A 21,059-nucleotide genomic window follows, 5' to 3' on the forward strand; every position below is an offset into this window, starting at 1 on the left:
TCTGTAGATGCAGTTATCAACAGCAACGTGGACAACTGAAGAAGTAGCTTCATTGCCCTTTATTATGCGGATTTTCTATCCACATCCATATATATATGTGCACGGTCTTTTTGCATGCTTGATCCTTTTTTCGCATGTTTCGAAAAGGCCTTTTAATACCTATCATGATGCAGTTCTTTGAGAAAGTGACTGCTTCTTTCATTTTTTCAGAAAGGGGGATGCCTGTTGGAGAATATTCAGGATTTATGGAGAAAAACATTACAAGCAATTGAGAAACGAATCAGTAAGCCGAGCTTTGATACTTGGCTGAAAAATACACAAGCTTATTCCATTGAAGAAGACACACTTGTGATTGAAGCCCCCAACGAATTCGCCAGAGATTGGCTGGAAAGCAGCTACTCCTCTTTGATCGGAGATACACTTTATGAAGTGACTGGCAATCGGCTGCAGACGAAATTCATCATTCCAGAATTTCAGCAGGAAGAAGAAGTCATCCGCCAGCCGATGCCAAAGAAAGCTGCCGTAAAGGATACGTTGGCAGAATCACCAAAAAGCATGCTGAATAGCAAGTACACATTTGATACATTCGTTATCGGCTCAGGCAACCGGTTCGCACATGCTGCTTCACTTGCTGTTGCAGAAGCACCGGCCAAAGCCTATAACCCGCTATTCATCTATGGTGGTGTCGGACTTGGTAAAACCCATTTAATGCATGGAATCGGACATTATGTCTTAGATCATAATCCGAATGCAAAAGTCGTTTATTTGTCCTCTGAAAAGTTCACAAATGAATTCATCAATGCCATCAGGGATAATAAGACAGCCGAATTTCGGGCTAAATACCGCAATATCGACGTCCTTCTTATAGATGATATTCAATTCTTGGCTGGAAAAGAACAGACGCAGGAAGAGTTCTTCCATACATTTAATGCGCTACATGAAGAAAATAAACAAATTATCATTTCCAGTGACCGGCCGCCAAAAGAAATACCAACACTCGAGGACCGGCTCAGGTCCCGCTTTGAATGGGGATTGATCACGGATATTACACCTCCGGATCTGGAAACGCGGATTGCTATCCTTCGCAAGAAAGCAAAAGCAGAAGGCCTGGACATCCCAAATGAAGTTATGCTGTACATTGCCAATCAAATAGACACCAATATCCGGGAGCTTGAAGGTGCTCTTATACGCGTTGTTGCTTATTCATCCCTTATCAACTCGGATATTGATGCTTCCTTAGCAGCAGATGCACTGAAAAATATCATTCCTAGTTCAAAGCCGAAGGTTATCACGATCCATGCGATCCAAGAACAAGTCGGCGAGCGCTACAATGTCCGCTTGGAAGAATTCACAGCGAAGAAACGTACGAAGGCTATCGCTTTCCCTCGCCAAATCGCTATGTTTCTATCGCGGGAACTGACTGATTTCTCTTTACCGAAAATTGGAGAAGAATTCGGCGGCAGAGACCATACAACCGTTATCCACGCGCATGAGAAAATCTCTAAGCTACTAAGTGTAGATCAGGATTTACAGCGCGACATCGATGAAATAAAAGAAAGACTCAAATCTTTCTGACGATTGGACCCTGTTGATAAACGTGCATAAAGTCTTTTTTTATTCACATATTATCCACAGGGTATTTTTATTGGTATTACTGGTCTTTTTCATACTTATCCACATACTCACAGGCCCTATTACTACTACTGTATTTTTATAAATAATAATTAATAAGAAGAACCCCCCATAGGAGGAACGCAATTATCATGAAATTTGTCATACAACGTGATCGGCTTTTAGCAAGTATCCAGGATGTTGTGAAAGCAATCTCATCCAGAACAGCAATTCCAATCCTTACAGGGATGAAAATCGAAGCAAAAGAAGATGGCATTACGTTAACAGGAAGTGATTCTGATATTTCCATCGAATCCTTCATTCCAAAAGAAGAAGACGGCATTGTCTATGTAGAACAGATAGAACCTGGCAGCATTGTACTGCAAGCAAAGTATTTTCCGGAAATTGTTCGTAAAGTACCGATGAATGCCGTAGAAATTGAATCTGATGCACAATTGAACGTAACAATCCGATCAGGAAGTGCAGAATTCAAGTTAAATGGCCAAGATGCAGAGGAATATCCACAGTTGCCGAAGCTGCATAGTGAAGATAGCTTTGAACTTCCTGCTGACTTATTGAAAAATGTCATCAAAGAAACTGTATTTGCTGTATCAACTCAAGAAACGCGACCACTGTTAACTGGAGTAAATGTCCGTGTTCAGGAAGATCAGCTGCATTTTGTTGCGACAGATAGTCATCGTTTGGCATCCCGTCAGATCCCAGTTTCAACAAATGAAGCCGCATTAGGGTTCCAAAATGTTGTCATTCCTGGTAAAAGCTTGACGGAATTGAACAAAATCCTTGATGAAAATCAAGATCCTGTCGAAATTCGGATTACAAATAACCAGATTTTATTCCGTACCAAGCATCTGTACTTCTTGTCCCGTTTGCTCGAAGGAAACTATCCTGATACATCTCGTTTGATTCCATCAGAAAGCAAGACAGCATTACAGATCGACACGAAGGAACTGCTCCGCTCCATCGACCGAGCATCTTTACTGGCGAAAGAAAATAGAAATAATGTCGTTAAACTGGTAACCCAGGATTCTGGACAGCTGGAGATCAGCAGTAATTCCCCAGAAGTAGGACGTGTTGTAGAAGAAGTAACCGTTCAGGAAATTTCAGGAGAAGAATTGCGAATCAGCTTTAGTGCCAAATATATGATGGATGCACTTAAGGTCATTGAAAGTGAGCAAGTGAAGATTGAATTCACGGGAGCGATGCGCCCATTCCTTATCCGTCCAACTGATGATGAGGACTTGCTGCAGCTGATTACACCAGTCCGTACGTACTGAGTTATACACATGTGGATAAAGGCACTGCCCTGACGGCGGTGCTTTTTTTCTGTGCATAACATGACGCCCTCAAGGATTGGGCATAATGAAAATAACTTTCAAAGTTGTGGATACTTTAGTAAAATAATAAGAAGGCAACATAAAGTAAGGAGAGCGGAAATGAACGAAGAAATTCAAATCAACACCGAATATATCCAGCTTGGGAAATTTCTGAAGCTAGTGAATGCTGTTGAGAGCGGCGGAATGGTTAAGCTGTATTTAGCTGATTATCCAGTGCTGGTCAATGGCGAAGAAGAAAACAGACGCGGCAGAAAGCTGTATCCGGAGGATCGTGTAGAGCTGCCGGCGACATCCGAAGTATTCATTGTCAAAAAGGCATAGCAGTCTGCCGGATACAGAAAGGACCTAAGCATGCATGCATATCCAAGAGCTAACGCTTACGCATTATCGGAACTACGATAAGCTGCAGCTTCAATTCGACGATAAAGTGAATGTAATCATCGGCGAGAATGCACAGGGCAAGACGAACCTGATGGAAGCCATCTACGTGCTCGCCTTCTCCAAATCGCATCGAACTCCTAAAGATAAAGAACTTATCCAATGGGACCAAGATTATGCTAAAATAGAAGGGAACATCCTCAAGCGGAAACAGCGGTTTCCGCTTGAGATCGTCCTATCGTCCAAAGGGAAAAAAGCAAAACTGAATCATCTGGAACAAAAACGCCTAAGTGATTATATCGGGGCGCTCAATGTCGTCATGTTCGCTCCTGAGGATCTGAACTTGGTGAAAGGCAGTCCGCAAATTCGCAGGCGTTTTATTGATATGGAGATCGGCCAGATACAGCCGGTCTATATCTACCACCTTGGACAATACCAAAAAGTTTTGAAGCAGCGGAATCATCTGCTGAAGCTTATGCAGCGGCGCCAGGCTGATCCGACAATGCTTGATGTGCTGACGGAGCAGTTGATTGAGCATGCTGCCATCATATTAGAGAAACGTTTCCTCTTCCTCAGACTGCTCCGCAAATGGGCGCAGCCCATCCACCAGAGCATCACGACGAAGCTGGAGACACTTGATATAGAATATCTTTCCAACTTACACGTATCAGAAGAATCCGATAAGGAAACGCTGAAAGTAGCTTATGAGGAGAAATTCTCTGAATTACGGACACGTGAAGTGGAAAGAGGGACAACTTTAGCAGGCCCCCATCGTGATGACCTGTCTTTTTATGTGAATGGGAAAGATGTACAAGCTTTCGGTTCACAAGGTCAGCAGCGTACGACAGCTTTGTCCTTGAAGCTGGCTGAGATAGAACTAATCTATAACGAGGTCGGAGATTATCCGATTCTTTTGCTGGATGATGTCTTAAGTGAGCTGGATGACAGCAGGCAATCGCATCTGCTTGAAACGATACAGGGGAAAGTCCAAACCTTTGTCTCGACGACGAATGTATCAGGTATCCAGCATGAAACTCTGAAACAGGCAGAACTGTTCACAATAAAATCAGGGAAGCTTGTCAGTGAGTCAGGAGGATCCTGATGTTCATCTCGATCGGTTGGAATAATGTCGTCAGAGCTGAAGAAGTGGTGGCCATCTTGGAATACGGTCAAGCAGCTAAAACAGTTGATCCCACTTTGGCAGAAAACGATGAAGCGGATCATGTATCAGCTAAATCTATCATTGTCACCACTGATCGGATTTATTCTAGTCCTTTATCAGTGCAGACATTGAAGAAACGGGCTGATTCAACGGTTCCGAGAATGATAGAAGAAGATAACCTTTAAAGAAATGCAGGTGATTTAAATGGCAATGGAAGATAAAATGCCTGAAGAACAGTTGTATGATGCAGATCAGATACAGGTACTGGAAGGACTGGAAGCAGTCCGTAAACGCCCAGGAATGTACATCGGATCTACGAGTGAACGCGGTCTGCACCATCTTGTATGGGAGATAGTCGATAATAGTATCGATGAGGCACTTGCTGGCTATTGTGACCATATCCAAGTAATCATCGAAGAAGATAACAGCATCACCGTTGAAGATAATGGACGTGGAATCCCGGTAGGTACACATGAGAAGACTGGCCGCCCAGCGGTGGAAGTTATCATGACAGTACTTCATGCTGGCGGTAAATTCGGTGGCGGAGGCTACAAAGTATCCGGCGGTCTGCACGGGGTGGGTGCGTCAGTAGTAAATGCCTTGTCCACAGAGCTTAATGTTAAAGTGCATCGTGATGGTAAGATCCATGAACAGACCTTCCAGCGAGGAATACCTGCTGGGGATCTGCAAGTCACAGGTGAATCTGACAGAACAGGTACAATTACACATTTCAAGCCAGATCCAGAGATCTTTACGGAAACGACTGAATATAACAAAGAGACTTTGCTTATCCGTATTCGTGAGCTTGCTTTCCTGAATAAAGGACTCGCAATCAGCCTGGAGGATAAACGCGAAGAAAATCCAGAGCGTATCACATTCCATTACGAAGGCGGTATCCGTTCTTATGTAGAGCATCTTAATCGCTCCAAAGAAGTACTGCACGAGCCGTTCTATGCGGAGAATACGGATTCCGAAATCACTGTGGAAGTCGCGTTGCAATACAATGACGGCTACACAAGCAGTATCTACTCTTTTGCGAATAATATCCACACGTATGAAGGCGGGACGCATGAAGCTGGATTCAAATCCGGTCTGACGCGTGTTATTAATGACTATGCCCGTAAAAACAATATGTTCAAAGAGGCAGATCCGAATCTGTCTGGTGATGATGTACGCGAAGGATTGACTGCAATTATTTCTATCAAGCATCCAGACCCGCAGTTCGAAGGGCAAACAAAGACGAAGCTTGGCAACAGTGAAGCACGTCAAGTTACTGATGCAGCATTCACAGAGCTGTTTTCCAAATTCTTGTTTGAGAACCCTGATACAGCACGAATCGTTGTTGAAAAAGGATTGATGGCATCCCGTGCTCGTATTGCAGCCAAACGTGCACGTGAACTAACCCGCCGTAAGGGTGCACTGGAAGTAAGCAGCTTACCAGGTAAACTGGCTGACTGTTCTTCCAAGGATGCTTCAATCAGTGAATTGTACGTCGTAGAGGGAGACTCTGCCGGTGGTTCTGCAAAACAAGGACGCGATCGACACTTCCAAGCTATCTTGCCTTTGCGCGGAAAAATCATCAATGTTGAAAAAGCGAGATTGGATAAAATTCTAGCTAATAATGAAATTCGTGCCATGATTACAGCGCTTGGTACAGGTATTGGTGAAGACTTTGATATTTCCAAAGCACGCTATCATAAACTGGTCATCATGACCGATGCAGATGTCGACGGTGCTCATATCCGGACATTGCTGCTTACGTTCTTCTATCGTTACATGCGACCATTGATCGAGCATGGCTATGTTTATATCGCTCAGCCACCGCTCTACAAAGTACAGCAAGGGAAAGCAGCTTACTACGCTTATAATGATCGAGAACTTGAGCGTGTAATGAGTGAGATTCCTAAAGTACCAAAACCTGGTCTGCAGCGTTATAAAGGTCTTGGAGAGATGAATGCAGCTCAGCTATGGGAAACGACAATGGATCCGGAGAACCGTACACTGCTTCAAGTCAGCTTGGCAGATGCAATCGATGCGGACCAGATTTTTGATATCCTGATGGGCGACAAAGTTGAGCCGAGACGGAATTTCATTCAAGATAACGCGGAGAATGTACAGAATCTAGATATCTAACCAATACAATTTTGGTTCCGGCAATTTGACAGGAGGTTTTCGCATGGCGGATGAATTACGTCCAAGTGTGCAAGAAAGAGATATAAGTCAGGAAATGCGTACGTCGTTCCTTGACTATGCAATGAGCGTTATCGTAGCGCGTGCATTGCCTGATGCGAGAGACGGCTTAAAGCCGGTGCATCGCAGAATCCTTTATGCATTGCATGATTTGGGAATGCATGCTGATAAGGCATATAAGAAATCAGCCCGTATCGTCGGGGAAGTAATCGGTAAATACCACCCGCATGGTGACACAGCTGTGTACGAAGCGATGGTTCGTATGGCGCAGGATTTTAGCTATCGTTATATGCTCGTAGACGGACATGGAAACTTCGGTTCTGTGGACGGCGACTCAGCAGCGGCAATGCGTTATACAGAAGCACGCATGTCCAAGATATCGATGGAGCTATTGCGTGATATCAACAAGGATACGATCGATTACGGCGATAACTATGATGGCTCTGAAAAGCAGCCACTCGTAATGCCAGCTCGTTTCCCGAACTTGCTTGTGAATGGGGCTTCGGGTATTGCGGTAGGTATGGCAACGAATATCCCGCCTCATAACCTGAATGAAACGATAAATGCGGTACTGGCCCTTAGTAAAAATCCGGATATCACTATCGAGGAATTGATGGATGATCATATATTCGGTCCAGATTTCCCTACTGCAGCTGAGATCCTGGGCCGAAGCGGTATTCGGAAAGCTTATGAAACTGGCCGTGGTTCGATTACGATTCGTGCCAAGACAGAAATTATTGAGCATGATAACGGTAAATCGACCATTCTCGTGCACGAATTGCCATATCAGGTGAATAAGGCACGTCTTGTCGAGAAAATAGCAGAACTTGTCCGTGATAAGCGTATTGAAGGAATTACAGACCTGCGAGATGAATCCGACCGTAACGGTATGCGCGTCGTGGTTGAAGTTCGCCGTGATGCGAACCCGAATGTCATTCTTAACAATTTGTACAAGCATACAGCCCTACAGACAAGTTTCGGGATCAATATGCTAGCCCTTGTGGATGACAAACCGCAGATTCTGAACCTGAAACAGGCATTGTCACATTATCTTGATCACCAGCAAGTCGTCATCCGCCGCAGAACAGAATTCGAATTGCGTAAAGCAGAAGCGAGAGCACATATCCTGGAAGGGTTACGTATTGCCCTGGATAATCTCGATGAGATCATCAGCTTGATCCGCGGCTCCCAGACAACAGATATTGCTCGTGACGGATTGATGGAGCGCTTCAACCTTTCTGATAAGCAAGCACAAGCAATCCTAGATATGCGTCTGCAGCGCCTGACAGGCTTAGAGCGTGACAAGATTGAAGATGAGTATCAGGAACTAGTCAAAGTGATTGCGGAGCTTAAAGCGATACTTGCTGATGAAGAGAAGGTGCTTGAGATCATTCGAGAAGAATTGACTGAGATCAAGGAACGTTTCGGTGATGAACGCCGTACAGAAATCGTTATTGGCGGTATTGACTTCATAGAGGATGAAGCACTTATTCCTGTTGAGAATGTCGTTATCACATTAACCCACCAAGGCTATATCAAACGCCTGCCTTCAAACACTTACCGCAGCCAAGGACGCGGCGGGCGAGGAATCCAAGGTATGGGAACGAACGAAGATGACTTCGTCGAACATCTTATTTCGACCAGCACACATGATACGATTCTGTTCTTTACGAACAAAGGAAAAGTTTATCGTGCGAAAGGCTATGAGGTGCCGGAATTCAGCCGTACAGCAAAAGGTATTCCGATCATCAATATGCTGGAAATCGAAAAAGGCGAATGGATTAACGCTTTGATTCCAGTCAAAGAGTTCGCAGATGACTGGTATTTAATATTCACAACCAAACAAGGGATCTCCAAACGGACAACCCTATCTCAATTTGCCAATATTCGTAAGGGCGGTCTTATCGCATTGAACTTGCGTGAAGATGATGAATTGATATCTGTTCGTATGACAGATGGTCATAAACACATCATGATCGCGACGAAGAATGGTTACCTGATCCGATTCCCAGAGGAGCAAATCAGACCAATGGGCCGTACTGCGGCAGGGGTTAAAGGAATAACTCTCCGCGGGGAAGATGATTCGGTCGTGTCTATGGATATAATTGATGAAGGTGTCGATATCCTGAATGTTACCGAAAAAGGTTTCGGAAAACGGACACCTGAGTCGGAGTATCGCATCACGAATCGCGGCGGTAAGGGAATTCTTACATCCAAGATCACGGATAAAACAGGACAGATGGTATCAGCTAAGCCGGTTACCGGTGAAGAAGATATCATGATCATTACAGTCTCCGGTGTATTGATTCGGATGCCTGTTTCAAGTATTTCGTCCACTGGCCGAAATACACAGGGTGTTATTCTGATTCGTATTCAGGAGAATGAAGCGGTAGCTACTGTTGCTCGTATTGATAAAGAGCAAGAGGAAGAAATCGAGGATGTCTCAGATGATATGCTGGAGGAACCAGTAGTATCAGAGGCTGATGATACAGAAGAAGAATGATTAGTAGCATTCCCGCTCCCATAGTGGGAATGCTTTTTTTACATAACCTTTGGATGAAAGGATGCAGGATATGATCGTCTCAGCCAATCAGCTCGTCGCTGGCTGTATCGTAACAGCCGATGTTATCGGTAAAAGCGGTATGCCACTCGTAAAAAGCAAGACAGTACTAACAGATATGGAGATCTTTTATTTGCAAAAAATGCTCGTAAAAGAAGTAACAGTTGCCAGTCATTTAGAGAATGGCAGCAGTTTTGTTCCTGAAAAGGATTCTGTAAGCATGCAGCCTGCCATCATACAAGTGCATTTCCTGGATGCCTATGCAGCAGCAGCTAAAGGCTATCAAAAACAATTCAACGCATGGCAGCATGGCTCCACTGTTGATATAGCTGCACTTCGCAAACATATTCTGCCTGTACTGGAGAAGGTCAGTGAATGGGAAGGAAATGTGTTCAATTTGCCTGCATACAAAGAGCAGATTGATTATTTGTCGGAACACGCAGCAGGTACGGCTGCGCTTGTAGCTGCTATTTTACAAAAAGCAGGTTTTTCTGAGGCGGACATCAAGCAAATCGGTTTGGCTGCTTACCTGGCTGATTGCGGTATATCTAAACTTAAACAGCCGTATCACATCCAGAAGCGCCGTTTGCACGATAGTGACTGGGAAGACGTCCAAAAGCATCCAACCTTCTCTTATCGTATGGTCGAGCAGGCTCCTCTCCTCTCTTCCAAAGCGAAGCTTGCCATCCTCCAGCATCATGAACGGGCAGATGGAGCTGGTTACCCGCTGCGATTACCGAAGGAAAAGATTCATTCATTTGCCAGTCTTCTCTCCATTTGTGATACATATCATGCTTTGATATCCGAACGTGCTTTCCGAGCTGCTGTATCTCCATATGAAGCAGTGGACATCATCCTGGAGGAGCAATTCAGACGATTTGACCCGGCAATGATCCAGCACTTTATCCAGGCATTTATCGATGCACAGCAAAACACAACAGTCAGACTATCATCTGGGGAGCTTGCAGAGGTTGTCTTTACGGATAATAATCATCCGACCAAGCCGATGGTTCGAGAGCAAGAAACAGGACAAGTGAAAGCATTGACTGAAATGCCGCATATACGCATCGATCAAATCATCTTATGAAGCACGCTAATCAGCGTGCTTTTTTAATATCCTGAAAATGCTTTAGCATGTAGGAACCAATCAATAAAGGGAATTTTTCTGCAGTAATCTCCAAAAAACGGACAATGAGCGGATATTCGTTACGCCGGTTAACATGAAGCAGGTCTGTCCACCACTCTGCTTCATAGCGACATATCATGCTTAAGTTATACAGCAGTGCATAATGAGCCATGCACTCATGAAAACTGCTCCAATAGCTCTGCTGGATAAAATAGTATTGATGGTTGACCGGATTGCAGTAAAGCGGTCCAGCTGTTTGCCACAGCGAATCAGGAGGCTGCATTGCAAGCTGATCCTGCTCGATTATCTTAAAAGAGAAAGATTCCAGGAATTCTAAAAAGCGGCGTTTTGTATATTGAAATTCGTCTAGTAAGCACTCCGGCAGAATTAGCGCATCCTTTCTCAGACTAACTTCTGTCAGATTACGCTTCCCCTGCTGCAGCGAAAGAAGATCATGCAGTTCTGGAACTAATCCGAACATATCCCCCATGGAAACCTTTTTGACATTATGAAGTTCTCTCTTACAAACGTGACGTGAAAAATACGGGAATAAGCCACGCTGCTGGAATAATACTTCATCCATGCTGAATTGATAGTCACGCTTCTTCCGCTTTCTAGTCGACAAGCCATGTGCAAGATCTGCTGTGGATTCTGGATAGGCAGGACGTGTCAGCAGCAAACTTGCCTTCATAAAATGGGTCATTCCGTAAAATAATAAGACAGGCTTCATCAATAGCGGGGCATTTTTTCCATAGGAATAATAAGATTTACCATGTTCCAGATAGGCGAGGAAGGCGGAAACATTTTGATAGCTCTGTGACTCTGCATCGGGAACACTGAGATGCTGATAGCTTTTTTGCAGGAAGGAAAGAGCTGCATCTTCTGCTTCAAGGAAGGAAAGAAAGGTGGATACGTTTTCATCATGCATACAGAATCCTCCAATGATTTTTACGTGCTCATATAGTTGAAAAACCGCGCATCTTGGCGTATTGTAAGTAACAATAGGTTTTAATAGCAGTATTTTAACCAAATATAAACATTTCATGATAAAAGGAGGATAAACATGCGGGAAGATAAGTTTACTAAAGAGGGTTTAACTTTTGATGATGTCTTGCTTGTGCCGGCTAAATCAGAGGTTCTGCCACGTGATGTGAAATTCCAAACAGCATTGACAAAAAATATCACTTTGAACATTCCATTGATCAGTGCAGGAATGGACACAGTAACAGAGGCAAGCATGGCGATTGCAATGGCTAGACAGGGTGGACTTGGTATCATCCACAAAAACATGTCCATTGAAGAACAAGCAGAGCAGGTGGATCGCGTCAAACGTTCGGAAAGCGGCGTTATCACAGACCCATTCTTCTTATGCCCGGAAAACCAAGTGTTCGATGCAGAGCATCTGATGGGTAAATTCCGCATTTCAGGTGTACCAATCGTTAACAACAGAGAAGAGCAGAAACTGATCGGTATCCTGACAAATCGCGATCTTCGTTTCGTACAGGATTATTCCATCGCGATCTCCGATGTCATGACAAAAGAAAACTTGGTGACAGCACCTGTTGGAACTACATTAGATGATGCAGAGAAAATCCTTCAGAAGCATAAAATCGAGAAGCTGCCGCTTGTCGATGAAAATGGTGTGCTGAAAGGCTTAATCACAATCAAAGATATCGAGAAAGTAATTGAGTTCCCGAATTCTGCTAAAGATAAACATGGACGTTTGTTAGTAGGAGCTGCTGTTGGGGTCACTGGTGATGCAATGACTCGTATCAGTAAATTGGTAGACGCAGGTGTAGACGTACTTGTTGTTGATACAGCGCATGGTCACTCCAAAGGTGTTTTGGAGCAGGTTAGAGCGATCAAAGACAAGTTCCCTGAAGTTGACTTGATTGCTGGTAACGTAGCGACAGCAGAAGGTACGCGCGCGTTGATTGAAGCTGGTGCTGACGTCGTAAAAGTCGGTATTGGACCAGGCTCCATTTGTACAACACGCGTTGTAGCTGGTGTAGGTGTACCGCAAATCACTGCTGTGCACGATTGTGCAGCAGAAGCAGAAAAGCATGGTGTCTCCATCATTGCTGACGGCGGGATCAAGTATTCCGGCGATATCGCTAAAGCGATCGCAGCAGGCGGACATGCTGTTATGCTCGGCAGTATGTTTGCGGGTACAACAGAAAGCCCTGGTGAGACTGAAATCTTCCAAGGCCGTCAATATAAAGTGTATCGCGGTATGGGATCTGTCGGTGCAATGAAATCTGGCTCGAAAGATCGCTACTTCCAAGGTGAAACAGAAGAAGCGAAGAAATTGGTTCCAGAAGGCATCGAAGGCCGTGTCGCATACAAAGGATCACTTTCTGATACGGTTCATCAGCTGCTTGGCGGCTTGCGTGCTAGCATGGGCTACTGCGGTGCCCCTGATCTTGATTATTTCCGTGAGAATGCGCAGTTTATCCGTATGACTGGTGCAGGATTGCGTGAAAGCCATCCGCATGATGTCCAAGTTACAAAAGAAGCACCGAACTATTCTATTAACTAATTATCCCGAACGGCGTGCATTTGCACGCCGTTTTTCTTTATGTAGCACATACTATACTAAAATTACTGACAATTTTCAATAAAATTAAAATTGAAATAACAAGCAGGATTTGCTACATTTATAAAGAATTGTATTTAGAAATAAATAGGGGGTATGCAAACATGAGAAAGAAGAAGAAATCATTTATTATGCTTAGCATGATTGCAGCGTTGACAGTGATTTTGGCGGCATGTGGGGGAGGGACGAGTGACAGCACCTCTTCTGATGGTGGTCCGCAATTCATCGATTTGCTGACAGGTGGAACGGAAGGTACATACTATCCGCTTGGGGGAAGCTTAGCTGAAATTATTAATTCAAACGTGGAAGATGTAGAAGCACGTGCAACATCGACAGGTGCTTCGGTAGAGAATATGAATACGATGAGTGAAGGTAATGATGATGTCATCGCCTTTACCCAGACTGATATTGCTGCATATGCTTCAGAAGGGACTTTGATGTTTGACGGGGAAGCAATTGATAATATTCAGGCCATCGGTTCCTTGTATCCAGAAACAATTCAGATTGTAGCGACAGAGGATAGCGGAATCCAAACTATAGAAGATTTGAAAGGTAAGACTGTATCAATCGGAGCTCCAGGATCCGGAACGAACGCAAGTGCAGAAGATATACTTGGTATATACGATATGACTGTAGATGATATCGAGGTACAGAATCTTGATTTCGGTGAATCGACAACTGGTATGCAGGATGGAACGATTGATGCAGCATTCATTACTGCTGGTACACCGACAGGAGCGGTAGAAAGTCTTTCTGCTACAACATCGATCACGATTGTCGGACTGGAAGAGGATAAAGTGAATCAATTAATCGAAGAGAAGCCTTATTACGCTCCTTACACGATTGAAGAAGGAACATACAGCTTGGAGGAGCCTGTTGAGACAGTTTCTGTAAATGCAATGCTTGCAACGACAGAGGGCATGGATGAGGATCTCGTTTACAACATTACGAAAGCTATCTATGAGCACACTGATGAAATCGGTCATCAGAAAGCTGAATTCATCAAGCCAGAGAGTGCTGTAGAAGGTGTGAGCATCGATTTCCATCCAGGTGCATTACGTTACTTTGAAGAAGCAGGCGTAGAAGTACCGCAATAACTGCAAGTGTATCGCCGGTATCCTTCGGTTACCGGCGATTTTTTGGGCTTGAAAGGGTGTAAGGATATGAATCGATTCCGTATACCGAAGAAACGCTGGCTGCTGGCTGCAGCGGCTGTGGTCATGCTCCTTTGGTATGCTGTCTACCCAACTCAGCAGATCCTTGCTTTCGAAAATCCCGATAATGGGGAACTGCTCAGCTATTTGCCAGTAGGGAACAGCGATCATTTCCAGATCAAATACACACATTCTATCCATTTATCGGATGTATATGAGGAGTACATGATCCAGGATGAGCGCCTATTTCCGAAACGATTGATCTATGAGGATACAGCAGTAGGGATGCCAGCTAATGCAGAAGCAGGTCAAACATTCACGATGGAGGATGGAAAATACATATTATCCGATCTCCAAGGTTCGACAGACAAGCTTTATCTGACGATTGGAGCTGTGAAAGCTAACCATCAGATCATCTTTAAAGATACAGCATATAGCTTACAGGATAACATCGGTCCAGGTGAGACGATTGCGATCGTAAGCCGCTACGTGAATCACTGGACGCTTTGGAAAGGAGAGAAATTACATGAGTGACAAGCTAGCCCAAGCAGAGAGGCTGACGGAAGAACAACAGCAGCAGCTGATTGAGAAATACGATTCTGAATCGAATTTCCGGCGACTGGCTGGAATCATGAGTATTATCGTTTTTTATGGTTTACTAGCTTTCTCGATTTATCAGCTATACACGGCAACTTACGGGAATATCCCGACACAGATTCATCGTTCCATTCACTTAGGGTTCGGGCTCGTTTTGATATTCCTTCTCTTTCCTGCTTCTAAAAAGAGCAGCAGGACAAAAATTGCCTGGTATGATTACATACTCGCTATTCTAGGATTTGTTGTCGGTGCTTATTGGCCGGTTATGTACAATGATATCATTGCGCAAGCTGGACAAATTACCACATTAGACTTCATTGTCGGCTCAATGGCTATACTTTTAGTGCTTGAAGCAACTCGTCGGACTGTAGGTCTGCCGATTGTCATTATCGCTGTCGCATTCCTGGCCTATGCCTATTGGGGCAGACAAATGCCAGGATTCCTCATTCATCCGGGAGTCGACGTCGATACACTCGTCCAGTCCCTGTTCTTTACGACACAAGGGATATTAGGTACTCCTATTGGTGTATCTGCAACTTATATTTTCCTGTTTCTGCTTTTCGGGGCTTTCCTCGTCAAAACAGGTGTCGGACAGTACTTCAATGATTTGGCCTTGGTCGTTGCCGGAAGAAGAATTGGCGGACCAGCGAAGGTAGCGATATTCTCCAGTGCCTTGCAGGGAACAGTGAGCGGAAGCTCGGTGGCTAACGTAGTTACATCCGGTTCCTTTACAATCCCAATGATGAAACGCTTGGGATACTCGAAGAATTTTGCCGGCGCAGTAGAAGCATCTTCCTCTACAGGAGGCCAGATCATGCCTCCTATTATGGGAGCGGCTGCCTTCTTGATGGTTGAGTTTATCGGAGTCAGCTATTGGACGATTGCAAAAGCAGCTATCATTCCGGCTATTCTTTACTTTTCCGGTATTTGGATTATGACTCATTTCGAGGCTAAGCGAACCGGACTGCGAGGTTTGCAGCAGGAAGAAATGCCGAACAAGAAGGAAGTTATTAAGAATTTGTATCTGCTGCTGCCGATCCTGGCAATGGTATTTTACTTAAGTTCCGGACTAAGTATCATGCGTGCAGCCATCTATGGTATTATCACGTGTATCTTGGTCGGACTTTTGCGTAAGGAACGGTATCGTCATCTATATCCAATTGTTTTCGCAGCTGCGTTTGTCGCATATATCGTGTATGGAGCTGTTACAAGCGGAATTTCAATTGAGACAGCTTTGATTGTCGCAGCACTTGTTACCGTGATCGTAAGTTATTTATTTGATGAGAACTTCATTGATACGATACAGGCATTGGTGGAAGGAGCACGTACAGCCCTTAGTGTTATCGCTGCAACTGCTGCAGCCGGGATTATCGTAGCGGTTGTGACAAAAACAGGACTTGGGCTGAGCTTGGCGAACAGTCTCGTCGATTTGGCGAATGAAAAACTGCTGCTCACATTGTTCTTTACAATGATAGCTTCCTTGATTCTCGGAATGGGAGCACCGACTACTGCTAACTATATCATCACATCAACTATTGCAGCACCAGCAATTATCCTGCTTGGTGTAAATGATCTATCTGCGCATATGTTCGTCTTTTATTTCGGAATCATGGCAGATATTACACCGCCTGTGGCCCTTGCAGCTTTTGCAGCAGCGGGTATGTCCGGCGGCCGGCCGATTGCTACAGGTGTGAATGCAGCCAAACTAGCAATTGCAGCATTTATCATTCCATACATGTTCGTGCTGGAACCAAGGCTGCTGCTTTATGACATAGATGGCAACTATCTTCATGTCGTTTGGATATTCATCACAGCCTTTCTCGGTATGATCAGTATCGGTGCAGGAATCATCGGCTACTGGTATCGCAAGCTCTATATTGTGGAGCGCTTGCTGGCTGTAGCAGGAGGACTAGTGCTCATTTATCCGGAAGTTTGGTCCGGTATAACTGGCATTATCGTCTTTGCAGCACTGATTGCTATCCAATATTTCGTAAAACGTTCCGAATGGAATGTACCTGTTAAAAAGCCATCTTCCTAAGGGAAGGTGGCTTTTCCTATGGTTGAATTCGGGTATAGGTCTGATACAATGTCCAGGAGGTGGAAGGCTATGACGAAACAAATTATTGAGAATGACTGGCAGGATATTCTGCAGGAAGAATTCCAAAAAGACTATTATAAGGAACTGCACGGCTTCCTAAAGAACGCCTACCAAGAGCGGACAATCTATCCTGATATGCAGCATATTTACGAAGCGCTGCAAGTGACCTCATTTGCGGATACAAAAGTGGTTATCCTTGGACAAGATCCATATCATGGGCCAAATCAGGCACATGGTCTTAGTTTTTCAGTGCAGCCCGAGGTGGCTATCCCGAGATCACTTGTAAATATCTACAAAGAGCTGGCAGATGATATCGGCTGCCCGATTCCGACACATGGTTATTTGAAGCGTTGGGCTGAACAAGGCGTGCTGCTTTTGAATACAGCTTTGACTGTAGAAGCCCATCAGGCAGCATCTCACCGAGGCAAAGGCTGGGAACACTTCACGGACCGTGTCATTCAATCATTGAATGACAAGCAGGATCCCGTTGTATTCATTCTTTGGGGGAAGCATGCTCAGGAGAAACAGAAGCTGATTAATACGGAGAAGCACTATACACTTACTTCTGTCCATCCAAGTCCTTTATCAGCAAGGCGCGGATTCTTCGGAAGCAAACCATTTTCTAAGACAAACGAAATATTAGAAAATAATGGATTAGAGCCAATTGACTGGTGTATTCCAGACCTGTGAACAAAATGTAGAATCGGTACAAAGTACGTTCCCCTCTGCCTATCGTCTATGGTAAAATAGCGGGGATGCACAGTAACGATTCTATTTTTTGTGGAGGTAGGAAGACTTTGAAACATCTTTTGAAAGCATCGATGATCGGTTTGCTCGCGATGCTGATTACGTTTAACACTTTTCTAGCGAAGCCACTAGACACACAAGCTGCGGAAGGCTTGGATATTGAAGCGGAATCCGCAATTCTAATAGACGCCAACTCTGGTGAAATATTATATGCGAAGCAGGCAGATCTCACTTTACCTCCAGCAAGTATGACGAAGATGATGTCGGAATATCTCATCTTGGATGCTATTGCAGCAGGAGATATTTCATGGGATACGACAACACAGGTAAGCGATTATCCATATAGCATTTCCTCGAATACGGATTTCTCCGGAACAGGACTGACACAGGATAAAGATTACACTGTTCGCGACTTGTACAATGCGATGGCGATCTACTCCGATAACGCAGCTACTATCGTGCTGGCTGAGCTTGTGGCGGGCAGCGAGACGGAATTCGTCAAAATGATGAATGAAAAAGCAGAAGAAATCGGGATGAAGGATTACAAATTCGTTAACTCTTCCGGTCTTTCCAATTCTGATTTAGGCGATGACCGACCAGAGGGTACAAATGTCAACGACGAAAACCTGATGACTGCAAAGTCTACTGGTATCCTGGCATATAACTTGATCAAGGATCATCCAGAGGCGCTTGAGGTTGCCAGTCAGACACAGACAAACTTTGATGGTAAACAAATCACGAACTGGAACTGGATGCTTCCAGACATGCCGGGCTACTTGAAAGCATATGGCTATGAAGGCATGGATGGTTTAAAAACAGGCCATACAACTCCAGCAGGTTACTGCTTTACAGGTACAGCAGAACGGAATGGACAGCGCTATATTACAGTTGTTATGAGAACAGAAAGCGAAGAAGCACGCTTCCAAGAAACAGCAAAGCTGCTTGATTACGGCTTCAATCAATTCGAGCAGGCTGAACTTTACAAAGCAGGAACAGAAATCAAGGACCATGCTTCTGTACCAGTTGCAAAAGGAAAAGAAGATAGTGTAGCCATCTCAACAAAAGATGCAGTTACCACTTCTGTGAAGAATGGCGAAGAAGATAAATACCACTTGGAATACAAAGTAGACAAGGACAAGCTGGATGCAGATGGCGAACTGGTTGCTCCAGTGAAAAAAGGCGACAAAGTCGGAACTGCGACACTCGTCTATGACGGAGATGACCAAGGCAACATCAACGGCGGCTCCTATACTGTTGACGTTGTAGCATCCGAAGATGTAGAAAAATCAAACTGGTTCATGCTCTCTCTAGGCGCAATCGGTGATTTCTTCGCAGGAATCTTCACTAGCGTCTCTGACACAGTTAAAGGCTGGTTTTAAATAAGAAAAGCGGAAAAGAACGCTTAGAAACGGAGAAATAGGTGAGAAAGCCCGGAATGAGGTGCTTTTCCTCGTGCAGGGATTTATCGCCTATACCGCAGTTTCTGTTCTTTGCAGCTAGACAACAAAGAAAAGCGGAAGAAACCGGTTAGAAACGTAGAAATAAGTGAGAAGGCCCGGAGGAAGATGTTCTTACTTCCGCAGGGACTTCACGCTTATGGCGAAGTTTCTGGTTTCTGGAGCTAGACATAGCTGAAAACCGGAAAAGACTCAGTCTTTTCCGGTTTTTTCGTATAAAATTCTTTTAGTATGTAGAAGCTAGAGCTGGAATTGCATATCATACTTGCATAATTACCTGAAATTAGCTATTCTTTAGGAAGAATAACAACAACGTGATGATAGGAACTAGTAACTTACAGCATGCTTTAAGAGAGTCGATGGCTGGTGAAAATCGATGCAGCGCTGTAGGTGAATCCATCCTGGAATGGTATGGAAACATACCCGGTACAAACCGTTACCTTGCCGAGCCGGAAGACTTCTTTGTCTTCAACCAGGGTGGTATCGCGGGTGAAACATCTCGTCCCTTTTTTTAGGGATGGGATGTTTTTTTGTTCAAGAAAAAAGGAGGAAGCACATATGCTGGATATGAAATTTTTACGTTCAAACTTTGAAGAAGTAAAACAAAAGTTGCAAAATCGCGGTGAAGATTTAACTGATCTAGATAAATTCGGGGATTTAGATGACCGTCGCCGCAAACTGATTAATGATACAGAAGAACTGAAAGCAAAGCGTAATGAGGTATCTAAGCAGATTGCTGTTCTTAAAAAAGAGAAGCAAGATGCTGATGCACAAATCAAAGAGATGCGCGAAGTAGGCGATCAAATCAAAGCATACGACGAGGAGCTTCGAGACGTTGAGAGTGAGCTTGATTTGCTATTACTCTCTATCCCGAATATTCCGCATGAGAGCGTCCCAGTTGGCGAATCTGAGGATGATAATGTGGAAGCACGCAAATGGGGCGAAGTGCAGCAGAAGGATTTTGAAGAAAAGGCCCACTGGGATATTGCAACAGACTTAAGCATACTAGACTTCGAACGTGCTGCTAAGGTAACAGGAAGCCGTTTCGTGTTCTACAAAGGATTAGGTGCCCGCTTGGAGCGCGCCTTGATTAACTTCATGATGGATTTGCATTCTGATGAGCACGGATATCAGGAAATGCTTCCGCCATACATGGTGAACAGAACAAGCATGACAGGAACTGGCCAGCTGCCAAAATTCGAAGAAGATGCCTTCAAGGTTGAGGGTTGGGATTACTTCCTCGTACCAACAGCAGAGGTTCCTGTAACGAACTACTATCGCGAAGAAATCTTGAAAAGCGATCAGCTGCCACAGAGATTCGCGGCATTCAGTGCTTCCTTCCGTTCTGAAGCTGGGTCTGCCGGCCGTGATACACGCGGTCTGATTCGCCAGCATCAGTTCAATAAAGTGGAGCTTGTACAGTTTGTTAAGCCTGAGGATTCCTATAACGTACTGGAAGAAATCACAGGACATGCAGAGAAAGTATTGCAGCTGCTAGGTCTGCCATACCGTGTCATGAGCATGTGTACAGGCGATCTCGGTTTCACAGCTGCGAAAAAATACGACCTGGAAGTTTGGCTTCCAAGCAGCGGTACGTATCGTGAAATCTCTTCTGTATCCAACTTTGAGGACTTCCAAGCGCGTCGTGCTGGCATTCGTTTTAGACGCGATGAGAAGAGCAAGCCGGAATTTGTTCATACATTGAATGGATCTGGATTGGCACTAGGCCGTACAGTTGCTGCTATCCTGGAGAATTACCAGCAGGCTGATGGTTCCGTGAAGGTTCCAGAAGTATTGGTACCTTACATGGGCGGTAAGGCTGAGATCCGCTAAAGGATTTTGACAGTAGACTTGAAATTATGGTGAGAAAGCTTTGGAGACAAAAGCATGGAGGGGTACCCTAGATTCAGCTGAAAGAATCGGTCTCGAAAACCGATAGTGGCTCGTTTAAGGATCGTAAGGGTTTGTTTTCCCCTCCTTCACCTTTTTTTAATATTTTGTTGACATGTGGACATACTACATGATATA

16 protein-coding genes and 1 other annotated feature are annotated in these 21,059 nt (G+C 44.5%); of the genes, 15 read left to right on the plus strand and 1 reads right to left on the minus strand.

Annotation, left to right across the window (positions count from 1 at the left end; genetic code table 11):
• The first annotated feature begins 225 nt into the window (after window positions 1-225).
• The 8 genes from dnaA to CHH48_RS18375 all read left to right on the plus strand — a co-directional run bounded on the left by dnaA (window position 226) and on the right by CHH48_RS18375 (window position 10,343).
• Window positions 226-1,575 carry a chromosomal replication initiator protein DnaA gene (dnaA, locus tag CHH48_RS18340; RefSeq protein WP_095220701.1) on the plus strand — a complete coding sequence of 450 codons (1,350 nt, stop codon included), beginning with the start codon at window positions 226-228 and terminating at the stop codon, window positions 1,573-1,575.
• Between the two features lie 188 nt (window positions 1,576-1,763).
• Window positions 1,764-2,906, plus strand: coding sequence for a DNA polymerase III subunit beta (dnaN, locus tag CHH48_RS18345; protein ID WP_095220702.1), 1,143 nt, complete (start codon window positions 1,764-1,766; stop codon window positions 2,904-2,906).
• Between the two features lie 159 nt (window positions 2,907-3,065).
• Window positions 3,066-3,287 (plus strand): S4 domain-containing protein YaaA, encoded by a 222-nt coding sequence (gene yaaA, locus CHH48_RS18350; RefSeq protein ID WP_095220703.1) that lies wholly within the window; start codon window positions 3,066-3,068, stop codon window positions 3,285-3,287.
• A gap of 34 nt (window positions 3,288-3,321) precedes the next feature.
• The gene (gene recF, locus CHH48_RS18355) at window positions 3,322-4,446 is read left to right on the plus strand and encodes a DNA replication/repair protein RecF (protein ID WP_095220704.1); all 1,125 of its coding nucleotides are present in this window, start codon (window positions 3,322-3,324) and stop codon (window positions 4,444-4,446) included.
• On the plus strand, window positions 4,446-4,691 hold the full coding sequence (gene remB, locus CHH48_RS18360) for an extracellular matrix regulator RemB (protein ID WP_095220705.1): 246 nt from the start codon (window positions 4,446-4,448) through the stop codon (window positions 4,689-4,691). The genes recF and remB overlap by 1 nt, the downstream gene beginning before the upstream one ends.
• 19 nt (window positions 4,692-4,710) lie before the next feature.
• A complete protein-coding gene (gene gyrB, locus CHH48_RS18365; protein ID WP_095220706.1) occupies window positions 4,711-6,639 on the plus strand; it encodes a DNA topoisomerase (ATP-hydrolyzing) subunit B in 1,929 nt (642 codons plus the stop codon).
• Window positions 6,640-6,682: 43 nt separating this feature from the next.
• Window positions 6,683-9,199: a DNA gyrase subunit A gene (gyrA, locus tag CHH48_RS18370; RefSeq protein ID WP_095220707.1), complete on the plus strand. Its 2,517-nt coding sequence runs from the start codon at window positions 6,683-6,685 to the stop codon at window positions 9,197-9,199.
• 70 nt (window positions 9,200-9,269) lie between these two features.
• A complete protein-coding gene (locus tag CHH48_RS18375) occupies window positions 9,270-10,343 on the plus strand; it encodes an HD-GYP domain-containing protein (RefSeq protein ID WP_176466510.1) in 1,074 nt (357 codons plus the stop codon).
• 10 nt (window positions 10,344-10,353) lie between these two features.
• Here CHH48_RS18375 and CHH48_RS18380 read toward each other — a convergent pair whose 3' ends face one another.
• Complete coding sequence (locus CHH48_RS18380; RefSeq protein ID WP_176466511.1) at window positions 10,354-11,310, minus strand: YaaC family protein; 957 nt, start codon at window positions 11,308-11,310, stop codon at window positions 10,354-10,356.
• 135 nt (window positions 11,311-11,445) lie between these two features.
• On the opposite strand from CHH48_RS18380, the gene guaB reads away from it, so the two are divergent.
• From guaB to serS, 7 genes are all read left to right on the plus strand, one after another.
• Window positions 11,446-12,921 (plus strand): IMP dehydrogenase, encoded by a 1,476-nt coding sequence (gene guaB, locus CHH48_RS18385; protein WP_095220710.1) that lies wholly within the window; start codon window positions 11,446-11,448, stop codon window positions 12,919-12,921.
• 161 nt (window positions 12,922-13,082) lie between these two features.
• Entirely contained in the window at window positions 13,083-14,075 is a 993-nt protein-coding gene (locus CHH48_RS18390; protein ID WP_095220711.1) for a TAXI family TRAP transporter solute-binding subunit, read from the plus strand.
• Window positions 14,076-14,141: 66 nt separating this feature from the next.
• Complete coding sequence (locus tag CHH48_RS18395; RefSeq protein ID WP_095220712.1) at window positions 14,142-14,666, plus strand: DUF1850 domain-containing protein; 525 nt, start codon at window positions 14,142-14,144, stop codon at window positions 14,664-14,666.
• A complete protein-coding gene (locus CHH48_RS18400; protein WP_095220713.1) occupies window positions 14,659-16,767 on the plus strand; it encodes a TRAP transporter permease in 2,109 nt (702 codons plus the stop codon). Before CHH48_RS18395 ends, CHH48_RS18400 begins: the two co-directional genes overlap by 8 nt.
• Before the next feature lie 69 nt (window positions 16,768-16,836).
• Window positions 16,837-17,517 (plus strand): uracil-DNA glycosylase, encoded by a 681-nt coding sequence (locus CHH48_RS18405; RefSeq protein ID WP_095220714.1) that lies wholly within the window; start codon window positions 16,837-16,839, stop codon window positions 17,515-17,517.
• A gap of 107 nt (window positions 17,518-17,624) precedes the next feature.
• A complete protein-coding gene (locus CHH48_RS18410) occupies window positions 17,625-18,953 on the plus strand; it encodes a serine hydrolase (protein WP_245840443.1) in 1,329 nt (442 codons plus the stop codon).
• A 386-nt stretch (window positions 18,954-19,339) separates the two neighbouring features.
• Window positions 19,340-19,541: a binding site (T-box leader), on the plus strand.
• 48 nt (window positions 19,542-19,589) lie between these two features.
• A complete protein-coding gene (gene serS / locus CHH48_RS18415; protein WP_095220715.1) occupies window positions 19,590-20,864 on the plus strand; it encodes a serine--tRNA ligase in 1,275 nt (424 codons plus the stop codon).
• The last annotated feature ends 195 nt before the right edge of the window (window positions 20,865-21,059 follow it).

Origin of the sequence: Terribacillus saccharophilus (assembly GCF_002272075.1) — a bacterium.
GTDB lineage: Bacteria > Bacillota > Bacilli > Bacillales > Amphibacillaceae > Terribacillus > Terribacillus saccharophilus_A.